The sequence below is a fragment of the Pseudoroseomonas cervicalis ATCC 49957 genome (assembly GCF_000164635.1).
Taxonomy (GTDB): domain Bacteria; phylum Pseudomonadota; class Alphaproteobacteria; order Acetobacterales; family Acetobacteraceae; genus Pseudoroseomonas; species Pseudoroseomonas cervicalis.
The window spans coordinates 243,721-253,586 of sequence record NZ_GG770781.1 but is presented as its reverse complement, the minus strand read 5'-3'; the positions used below and the strand labels follow the sequence as shown (position 1 = coordinate 253,586).

At 72.4% G+C, this 9,866-nt stretch carries 10 protein-coding genes; 7 read left to right on the top strand and 3 right to left on the bottom strand.

Annotated elements, in window-relative coordinates:
- From HMPREF0731_RS16190 to HMPREF0731_RS16160, 7 genes are all read left to right on the top strand, one after another.
- The coding region (locus HMPREF0731_RS16190) for a methyl-accepting chemotaxis protein (RefSeq protein ID WP_007005254.1) at positions 1–691 on the top strand (691 nt) is incomplete at its 5' end.
- A gap of 386 nt (positions 692–1,077) precedes the next feature.
- Entirely contained in the window at positions 1,078–2,406 is a 1,329-nt protein-coding gene (locus HMPREF0731_RS16185; RefSeq protein WP_007005253.1) for an O-acetylhomoserine aminocarboxypropyltransferase/cysteine synthase family protein, read from the top strand.
- Positions 2,407–2,505: 99 nt separating this feature from the next.
- Positions 2,506–3,534, top strand: a complete 1,029-nt coding sequence (locus HMPREF0731_RS16180) for an isopenicillin N synthase family dioxygenase (RefSeq protein ID WP_040613642.1) — start codon at positions 2,506–2,508, stop codon at positions 3,532–3,534.
- Between the two features lie 73 nt (positions 3,535–3,607).
- On the top strand, positions 3,608–4,633 hold the full coding sequence (locus HMPREF0731_RS16175) for a sulfate ABC transporter substrate-binding protein (RefSeq protein WP_007005251.1): 1,026 nt from the start codon (positions 3,608–3,610) through the stop codon (positions 4,631–4,633).
- Between the two features lie 19 nt (positions 4,634–4,652).
- A complete protein-coding gene (cysT, locus tag HMPREF0731_RS16170; protein WP_007005250.1) occupies positions 4,653–5,471 on the top strand; it encodes a sulfate ABC transporter permease subunit CysT in 819 nt (272 codons plus the stop codon).
- Positions 5,468–6,298, top strand: coding sequence for a sulfate ABC transporter permease subunit CysW (cysW, locus tag HMPREF0731_RS16165; RefSeq protein ID WP_007005249.1), 831 nt, complete (start codon positions 5,468–5,470; stop codon positions 6,296–6,298). Before cysT ends, cysW begins: the two co-directional genes overlap by 4 nt.
- Before the next feature lie 22 nt (positions 6,299–6,320).
- Entirely contained in the window at positions 6,321–7,367 is a 1,047-nt protein-coding gene (locus tag HMPREF0731_RS16160) for a sulfate/molybdate ABC transporter ATP-binding protein (protein WP_007005248.1), read from the top strand.
- Here the strand turns inward: HMPREF0731_RS16160 and HMPREF0731_RS16155 are convergent.
- The 3 genes from HMPREF0731_RS16155 to HMPREF0731_RS16145 all read right to left on the bottom strand — a co-directional run.
- Complete coding sequence (locus tag HMPREF0731_RS16155) at positions 7,364–8,773, bottom strand: serine/threonine protein kinase (RefSeq protein ID WP_040613640.1); 1,410 nt, start codon at positions 8,771–8,773, stop codon at positions 7,364–7,366. The two genes, HMPREF0731_RS16160 and HMPREF0731_RS16155, sit on opposite strands and share 4 nt — an antisense overlap.
- A gap of 1 nt (position 8,774) precedes the next feature.
- The gene (locus HMPREF0731_RS16150) at positions 8,775–9,518 is read right to left on the bottom strand and encodes a metallophosphoesterase family protein (protein ID WP_007005246.1); all 744 of its coding nucleotides are present in this window, start codon (positions 9,516–9,518) and stop codon (positions 8,775–8,777) included.
- Between the two features lie 34 nt (positions 9,519–9,552).
- Positions 9,553–9,866, bottom strand: a 314-nt coding sequence (locus HMPREF0731_RS16145; RefSeq protein ID WP_007005245.1) for an alpha/beta hydrolase, incomplete at its 5' end; no start/stop codon positions are given.

Genomic DNA, 9,866 nt, shown 5'->3' with positions numbered 1-9,866 from the left:
CGCCGCCGGCGAGGCCAGCGGCGGCGTGCGCACCGTCGCCGCCGCGGCCGAGCAGCTGGCCGCCTCGATCCAGGAGATCAGCCGCCAGGTCGGCCAGGCGACGCAGGTCGCCGGCCGCGCCGTGGAGGACGCGCAGCGCACCGACGCGACCGTGCAGACGCTGGCCGCCGGCGCGCAGAAGATCGGCGATGTGGTCAAGCTGATCTCCGACATCGCCGGCCAGACCAACCTCCTCGCCCTGAACGCCACGATCGAGGCGGCGCGGGCGGGAGAGGCGGGCAAGGGCTTCGCCGTCGTCGCCTCCGAGGTGAAGTCGCTGGCCGGCCAGACCGCCAAGGCGACCGAGGAGATCGGCAGCCAGATCGGCCAGATCCAGGCGGCGACGCAGCAGGCGGTCTCCGCCATCGGCGAGATCTCCCGCACCATCGAGGAGGTCAGCAGCATCGCGGTGGCCATCGCCGCGGCGGTGGAGGAGCAGAGCAGCGCCACCACCGAGATCGCCCGCACCGTGCAGCACACCGCCCAGGCGACCGAGCAGGTCAGCAGCAATGTCGACGCGCTGCGCCAGGGCTCGGCGGAGACCGGCGCCGCCGCCCAGCAGGTGCTGGCCGCCGCCTCCGAATTGTCGCGCCAGGCCGAGCAGCTGACCGGCGAGGTGGGCCATTTCGTCACCGAGGTCCGCGCCGCCTGAACCACCCGCCCCGCCGCGCCGCCCACCGCCGCACCCCCCTGGGGGTGCGGTTTTTTTTTGGACTGCCGCTCTCCTGCGGGCAGGCAGGACGCTGTGTGGATATATATCACGATATATCATCGTAATTATTTCCGCGCGCCTTGCCTCTCGGCGCGGACTTGGCGCGACGTCAGGGAAAAAGGGCGTGCGAAAGAAAATTATTGACTATTTTAATGAGGGTAATTTCTAATCAATTCCTGATAAAACGCGAAAAAAATACGTGATATCGCTGCCAGGAGGCGCCATGCCCTTCCGCCCCGCTCCCGCCCGCCCGCATCTGGTGGCGCTGCGCCGCCAGGCGCTGTCGCTGCTCGGCCTCTCCGACTGACGCAGAAGGAAACGCCCGCATGAGCGAAAATCGCCGGTACCCCGAGACGCTGCACCCCGAGACCCTGGCCCTGCATGCCGGCTGGCGCGCCGCGCCGGAGAATGGCGCGGTGGCCGTGCCGATCTACCAGACCACCTCCTTCCAGTTCGACGGCAGCGAGCAGGCGCGCTCCCTCTTCGCACTGGAACAGCTGGGCTTCATCTATTCCCGCACCGGCAACCCCACGGTGGACGTGCTGGAGCAGCGCCTGGCCGCGCTGGAGGGCGGCGCAGCTTCGCTCGCCCTCGGCTCCGGCCAGGCGGCCTCCGCCTTCGCCGTGCTGGCGCTGGCCCGCGCCGGCGACAACATCGTCTCCTCCACCGATCTCTATGGCGGCACCTGGAATCTCTTCGCCAACACGCTGAAGCGCCAGGGCATCGAGGTGCGCTTCGTCGACCCCGCCGACCCCGAGAATTTCCGCCGCGCCACCGACGACCGCACCCGCGCCTATTACGGCGAGACCCTGCCCAACCCGAAGCTCGTCGTCTTCCCGATCGCCGAGGTCGCGGCGATCGGCCGCCCGCTCGGCATTCCGCTGATCCTCGACAACACCGCCGCCCCGCTGCTGGCGCGGCCCTTCGCGCATGGCGCCGCCATCGTGGTCTATTCCGCCACCAAGTATCTCGGCGGCCACGGCACCAGCATCGCCGGCGCCATCATCGATGGCGGCCATTTCGACTGGACCGCACACCCCGCCCGCCAGCCTTTGCTGACCGAGCCCGACCCCTCCTATCACGGCGCCATCTGGGTGGAGGCGGCGCCGAAACTCGGTGTGCAGCCCTATATCGCCGCCGTGCGCTCCTCGGTGCAGCGTGATCTCGGCGCGCCGCTCTCGCCCTTCAACGCCTTCCAGATCCTGCAGGGTATCGAGACCCTGCCGCTGCGCATCCGCCGCCACAGCGACACCGCCGCCGAGATCGCCGCCTGGCTGGCGAAGCGGCCGGAAGTGGTGCGGGTCATCCATCCCTCGCAGCAGGGCGGCACCGCCCGCGCGCGTGCCGATCGCTACCTCACCGGCGGCTTCGGCGGCCTGGTCGGCATCGAGCTGGCCGGCGGGCGCGAGGCCGGGGCGCGCTTCATCGACGCGCTGCAACTGCTCTACCACGTCGCCAATATCGGCGACGCCCGCAGCCTGGCCATCCACCCGGCCAGCACCACCCATTCGCAACTCTCCGCCGAGGAACAGGCGGCGACAGGCGTGACACCCGGCTATGTGCGGCTCTCCATCGGGCTCGAGCATCCGGAGGATATCCGCGCCGATCTGCTGCGCGGGCTGGAAGCCGCCGGCACGGTTAGGGCCGCCGCCTGAGAAGCATCCGGGGGAAATGAATTTCCCCCGGACCCCCTTTCTTTTTTCTCTCCGTTCACGCGCGGGCCTGCGGCCGCGCGCCATCAGGGAATGACGTCGATGTCCGCCACGCTCGAAGCCACCACGCGCACCAATCTTCCGCTGCTCGACATCAGCCGGCTTGAGGCCGGGCCGGAGCAGCGCGCCGCCTTCCTGCGCGAGCTGCGCCAGGCGGCGCGCGATGTCGGCTTCTTCTACCTCACCGGCCATGGCGTGCCGGCCGAGCTGGAAGCGCGCGTGCGCGACGTCTCCCGCCGCTTCTTCGAACTGCCCGAGGCCGAGAAGCTGAAGGTGCAGATGATCCACTCGCCGCATTTCCGCGGCTACAACCGCGCCGGCCTGGAGCTCACCCGCGGCAAGCCCGATTGGCGCGAGCAGTTTGACATCCATGCCGAGCGCGAACCCCTGCCGATCGGCCCCGGCACGCCCGGCTGGGCGCGGCTGCAGGGCCCCAATCTCTGGCCCGACGAGGCGCTGCCCGAGCTGCGCCCGACCCTGCTGGAATGGCAGGCGCGCCTCACCGAGGTCGCCATCCGCCTGGTGCGCGCCTTCACCGAGGCGCTGGTGGGCGACCCGGAGGCGCTGCGCCCGATCTATGAGGGCAGCCCGAACCAGACCATGAAGATCATCCGCTATCCCGGCGTCGAGCGCGGCGATGCCGACCAGGGCGTCGGCTCGCACAAGGACAGCGGCCTGCTGACCTTCGTGCTGCAGGACGAGATCGGCGGCCTGCAGGTCGAGAAGCCGGAAGGCTGGGTCGATGCCGTGCCTTTGCCCGGCACCTTCGTCGTCAATATCGGCGAGCTGCTGGAACTGGCCTCGAACGGTTATCTCAAGGCCACCGTGCATCGTGTCGTCAGCCCGCCGGCCGGGCGCGACCGCCACTCCATCGCCTTCTTCCTCGGCGCGCGGCTGGATTCCGAGGTGCCGCTGCTCGACCTGCCGCCGGAGCTGGCGGCCGAGGCGAAGGGCCCGGCGAGCGATCCGGAGAATCCGCTCTTCCGCAATGTCGGTGCCAACTATCTGAAGGGCCGCCTGCGTTCGCACCCGGATGTGGCCCGGCGCTACCACGCCGACCTGCTTGGCTGATCCCGGCGCAGAGAGTCGTTGCATCGCGCCGCATCCTTCCGGATGATCGGCGCAGCGGAGAGAGGAGGTCAGGATGACCCGCCTTGCTGTGCCCCGCCGTTTCGTCCTGGGCGCCGCGCTGGCTGGCGCGGCCTGGCCCGGCGCAGCCGCTGCGCAGGGCACGTCGCAGCTGCTCAACGTCTCCTATGACCCGACGCGGGAATTCTATCGTGAGTTCAACACGGGATTCGCCGCGCAATGGAAGGCGCGCACTGGCCAGACCATCCGCGCCAATGCCTCGCATGGCGGCTCCGGCCGCCAGGCGCGGGCGGTGATCGACGGGCTGCAGGCCGATGTCGTCACCCTCGCTTTGGCCTATGACATCGACGCCATCGCCGCGCGCGGGCTGATCGCGCCGGACTGGCAATCCCGCCTGCCGCAGAACAGCGCGCCCTACACCAGCACCATCGTCTTCCTGGTGCGCAAGGGCAATCCGAAGGGGCTGCGCGATTGGGGCGATCTGGTGAAGCCCGGCATCGCCGTGGTCACGCCCAACCCCAAGACCTCCGGCGGGGCGCGCTGGAACTACCTCGCCGGCTGGGCCTGGGCGCTGCGCCAGCCCGGCGGCAGCGAGGCCAGGGCGCAGGACTATCTCACCACCCTGTTCCGCAACGTCCCCGTGCTGGACACCGGCGCGCGTGGCTCCACCACCAGCTTCGTGCAGCGCGGCCAGGGCGATGTGCTGCTGGCCTGGGAGAATGAGGCGCATCTGGCCTTCGCCGAATTCGGCGCCGACAAATTCGACATCGTCTATCCCTCCCTCTCCATCCTGGCCGAGCCGCCGGTCGCCGTGGTCGACCGCAATGTCGACCGCCGTGGCACCCGCGCACTCGCGGAAGCCTATCTGCAGGCGCTCTACGCGCCGGAGGGGCAGGCGCTGGCGGCCAGGCACCACTACCGCCCGCGCGACGCGGCGGCGCTGGCCGCCGCCGGCGACCGCTTCCCGCGGCTGGAGCTGGTGACCATCGACGACCCCGCCTTTGGCGGCTGGCAGCGCGCCCAGGCGCGGCATTTCGACGATGGCGGGCTGTTCGACCGGATCTACCAGCCCGGACGATGAGCAGGACAAGCGCCCCCGCATGCGCCTGACCCGCCGCGACCCGCTGCCCGGCTTCGGCCTCAGCCTCGGCGTCACGCTGGTCTGGCTGGGCGGGCTGGTGCTGCTGCCGCTGCTGGCCCTGCTGTTGCGCCCCATGGAGCTGGGGCCGCTCGGCCTCTGGCATTCGGTGACCGAGCCGCGCGTGCTGGCGGCGCTGCGCCTCTCCTTCCTGGGCGCCCTGGCGGCCTCGGCGGTGAATGTGCCATTCGGATTGCTGATCGCCTGGGTGCTGGTGCGCTACCGCTTCCCCGGCCGCCGCCTGCTGGATGGCATGGTCGACCTGCCCTTCGCCCTGCCCACCGCCGTCGCCGGCCTGGCGCTGACCGCGCTCTACGCGCCGAATGGCTGGCTCGGCGCGCCGCTGGCGGCGCTCGGCGTCAAGGTGGCCTACACCCCGCTCGGCGTCGCCCTGGCCATGGGCTTTGTCGGCCTGCCCTTCGTCGTGCGCACGGTGGAGCCGGTGCTGCGCGACCTGCCGCCCGAGGCCGAGGAGGCGGCGGCGACGCTCGGCGCCAGCCGCGGCCAGACCTGGTGGCGCGTGGTGCTGCCGGCGCTGGCCCCGGCGCTGCTGGCCGGCTTCGCCATGGCCTCGGCCCGCGCCATCGGCGAGTATGGCAGCGTCATCTTCATCGCCGGCAACACGCCGATGTGGAGCGAGATCGCGCCGCTGCTGATCGTCACCCGGCTGGAGCAGTTCGACTATGCCGGCGCCGCCGCGGTGGGGCTGGCCATGCTGGCGCTGTCCTTCCTGATGCTGCTGGCGCTCAACCTGGCCCAGCGCCTCTGGCGCCGCGCATGAGGCCCGCCGCCGCCGAGCCCGCCTGGCTGCGCGCCCTGCTGGTGGGGGCGGCGCTGCTGCTGGCCGTGCTGTTCCTGCTGCTGCCTTTGGCCGCCATCTTCACCGAGGCGCTGCGCCGCGGCTGGCCGCCGGTCTGGGCGGCGCTCTCCGACCCCGATGCGCTCTCCGCCATCCGGCTGACCCTGCTGGTCGCGGCCATCGCCGTGCCGGTCAACACGCTGGGCGGGCTGGCCGGCGCCTGGTGCATCGCGCGCTACCGCTTCCCCGGCCGCGCCCTGCTGCTGGCGCTGGTCGAGCTGCCCTTCTCCGTCTCCCCGGTGATCTCCGGCCTGGTCTGGGTGCTGCTGTTCGGCGCGCATGGCTGGTTCGGCCCCTGGCTTGCCGAACACGATGTGCAGATCATCTTCGCCGTGCCGGGGCTGGTGCTGGCGACGCTCTTCGTCACCTTCCCCTTCGTCGCCCGCACGCTGATCCCGCTGATGCAGGAACAGGGGCGGGAGGCGGAGGAGGCGGCGGCAACCCTCGGCGCCTCGGGCTGGCAGAGCTTCTTCCGCGTGACGCTGCCGCAGATCCGCTGGGCGCTGCTCTCCGGCGTGCTGCTGTGCAATGCCCGCGCCATGGGGGAGTTCGGCGCCGTCTCCGTCGTCTCCGGCCATATCCGCGGCGAGACCAACACCATGCCGCTGCATGTCGAGATCCTCTACAACGAGTACCAGTTCGTCGGCGCCTTCGCGGTGGCCGCGCTGCTGGCGCTGCTGGCGCTGGTGACGCTGGCCGCCAAGGCGGTGCTGGAGCGCGGCGCGGCGCGCGCGGCGATGCTGCCTTGACCGCCCCCTGGAGAGAGCCCGCATGAGCGTGACGCTGCGTGGCGTGACCCGTCGTTTCGGCCCGGCCATCGCCCTGCACGGCATCGATCTTGAAGTGGGAAGCGGCGAGTTCGTGGCGCTGCTCGGCCCTTCGGGCTCCGGCAAGACGACGCTGCTGCGCATCCTGGGCGGGCTCGACTTCGCCGATGCCGGCCGCGTCGAGATCGATGGCCAGGACATGTCGGCGGTGCCGGCGCGGGCGCGGCGCATCGGCTTCGTCTTCCAGCATTACGCGCTGTTCCGGCATATGAGCGTGTTCGAGAATGTCGCCTTCGGCCTGCGCGTGCGCCCGCGCCGCCAGCGCCCGCCCGAGGCGGAGATCGCCCGCCGCGTGCGCGCCCTGCTGGAGCGCATGCAGATCGCCGAGCTGGAGCGGCGCCTGCCGGAGCAGATCTCCGGCGGCCAGCGCCAGCGCGTGGCGCTGGCCCGCGCCTTGGCCATCGAGCCGCGGCTGCTGCTGCTGGACGAGCCCTTCGGCGCGCTGGATGCCGAGGTGCGCAAGGGGCTGCGCCGCTGGCTGCGCGAGCTGCATCTGGAGATGGGCCTGACCAGCCTGTTCGTCACGCATGACCAGGAGGAGGCGATGGAGCTGGCCGACCGCGTCGCGGTGATGGAGCGCGGCCACATCGCCCAGTTCGACCGCCCGGCGGCGCTGGTGGCCGGGCCCGCCAGCGCCTTCGTCGCCGGCTTCCTCGGCCATGCCACGCGGCTGCCGGCGCAGCTGCGGCAGGGCGTGCTGCATTTCGACACGCTGCCCCTGCCGCCGCTGCCGCGCGAGGCGCTGCGCGGCCCGCTGCCGCCGGAGGGCCCCGTGCAGGCCTTCATCCGCGCGCATGACTGGCAGGTCGCGCCGGCGGCGGCGCCTGAGGCGAATGCCCGGCTGCGCAGCCTGCGCCCGGCCGGCGGCCATGACCATGCCGAGCTGGACCTCGCCGACATCGTCGTGGAGGCGGAGAGTCCGGCGGGCATGTTCGCCGCCGGCCAGCCCTGCCGCCTCTCGGCGCGGGCGGCGCGGATCTTCCCGGCCTAGGGTTCCGCCGCCGGCCGCTGCCGCACCACGGTGACCGAGCAGGGCGCCTTCTCCGCCAGCTCGGCCGAGACGCTGCCCGACCAGCGCGGCCGCTGCGCGGGTGGCCGGCAGCCCAGCACCACATGGTCCACCCGGTTGGCCGTCACATAGTCGAGCAGCGCCGCCGGCACCGAGACCGCCTCCAGCACATGGCAGCTCACCCGCTCCTCCGGCAGGCCGAGCGGCGCCGCCCAGTGCTTCAGCCCGGCCAGCGCCAGGGCGTGGCGGTTGCGCCCCTCGCGGTCCAGGTCGCTGTCGGGCGCCACCAGGTTCTGCTTCTGCACGGTCAGGCAGGCCAGCCGCGCCCCCGGCAGCGTCGCCAGGATGCGCGCCACCGCGTCGCGCAGCGCCTCGGGCGGGGTCTTGGGCGGGTCGGCAAGGTCCACGGCGACCGCCAGGATCGGCGCCCGCGCCTGCTGCCGCGCCGGCCCCGGCAGGCGGAAGACCGGCTGCGCCTCCGGGTTGAAGCGGCGGCGGATCACCGCCGCCCAGCCATCGCGCCGCAGCTTCGCCGCGCGCGCGGTCAGCGCCACCTGTTCCGGCTGGGCCAGGTCGAAGGCGAGCTGCGCGGCGCTCGGGTGGCGGCGCGCCGGGTCGACCTCCAGGCAGCGCAGGATGGTTTCCTGCAGCCAGGGCGGGCAGTCGGGGCGCAGCGCGCGCGGCGGCACGGGGTCGCGCCACAGCCGCCGCTTCAGCCCCGACAGGCGCTGCGGATCGCCGAAGGGGCGGGCCCCGGTGGTGAAGAAATACAGCAGCACGCCGAGCGCGAAGAGGTCGCTGCGCGGATCGCCGCGCAGCCCCATCACCTGCTCCGGCGCCATGTAGGGCGCGGTGCCATAGGGCAGGCGGAACTCCTCGCGCATCAGATCGGGCAGGTGCGCGTGGTGCGACAGGCCGAAATCGATCAGCACCACCCGCCCATCCGGCCGCAGCAGGATGTTGGAGGGCTTCACGTCCAGATGCACCACATGCTGGCGGTGCAGCGAATCCAGCGCCCGGGCGATGCGCGCGCCGAGATCGGCGACCTCGGCGATGGGGCGCGGCAGATCCTCCAGCATCGGCCGCAGCGAGGCGCCCTCGATCCGCTCCATCACCAGATAGGGCTGCGCCTCGAAGCCGCGCGCGGCGATGAAGCGCGGCACATGCGGCCCCGACAGGCGCGGCAGGATCATCAGCTCCATCTCGAAGGAGACGATGGCGGCCGGGTCCTCCCCCTCCTGCAGCCGGGGCAGCTTCATCAGCAGCTTCGTGTCGGGCCAGTCGGGATGCGTCGTCTCGTACAGCCCGGCCATGCCGCCCTTGTGCAGCAGCGGGCCGAGGGTGAAGCCATCCAGCACCGTGCCGGGCGGCAGCCGGGGCAGCGCCATCTCAGCGTCCCTCCGACAGCCGCGCGGCCAGCCGCTCCGGCAGGCCGGCGGCGCGGATGCGCGCGGCGGCTGCCTCCACCTCATAGGGCACGCGGTGCCAGGTGCATTCGGCGCGGCCGCTGTCGAGGATCGCGTAGCAGGCGGAAGGGTCGCCATCGCGCGGCTGGCCGACCGAGCCCATCACCGCCAGCCAGCGCCGCGCCCGCAGCAGCGGCACGGCCTGGCCGGGCACCGGCCGCAGCGCCGCCAGCTTGTCGGTGGCCGTCAGCCCGTAGAGGCGCGGCGCATGCACATGGCCGCACAGCGTCAGCCAGTGCGGCGAGGCGTCGAGCCCGGCCCGCGCGGCCTCGGCATCGGTCACGTAGTTCCAGGAGTCCGGCGCCGCCGGGTCGGCGTGCAGCAGGCGGATCTCCTCCGCCATCGCCTCGCGCGGCAGGGCGCCGAGGAAGGCGAGGGAAGCAGGTGGCAGCACGCTGCGGTGCCAGGCCACGGCGGCGGCGGCGTCCCCGGTCATGCCGGCGCTGCGGCCGGTCGCCACCGCCTCGTCATGATTGCCGAGCACGGCGAGGGCGCCCTGGGCCACCGCGCCCTGGGCGAATTCCGCGGCCCAGAGCGGGTCGCCGCCATAGCCCACGATGTCGCCCAGCAGCACCAGCCGGTCATAGTGCTGGCCGCCGGCATGCAGCAGGCAGGCCTCGATGGCCTGTCGGTTGGCGTGCAGATCGGCCAGCACCGCGTAGCGCATGCGCCCCTCCCTGGTCCGGGCGGGGCTGTTGCGCTCAGCCTTCCGCCACGGTGTCCCTGGCCCCAGCTTCCAGCCATTTCTGCGTCAGCGCCAGATCCATCCGCGTCAGCCCGTGCCCGGCCGGCAGGTTGTGGTGGGCGACGCGCGCCCCGGCGGCGGAGAGCGTCGCCGCCAGCGCCGCGCTGCCGGCGGCGGGCACGATCGGGTCATGGCTGCCGGAGAGCAGCAGCACCGGCGTGCCGGCCAGATCCGGCGAGGGCGGCTGGCGCAGCGGCGGCATGGCGCGCAGCAGCGCCGCCCCCGCCAGCAGGCCGGGATGCAGCAGCAGCAGCGCCGCGGCGATGTTGG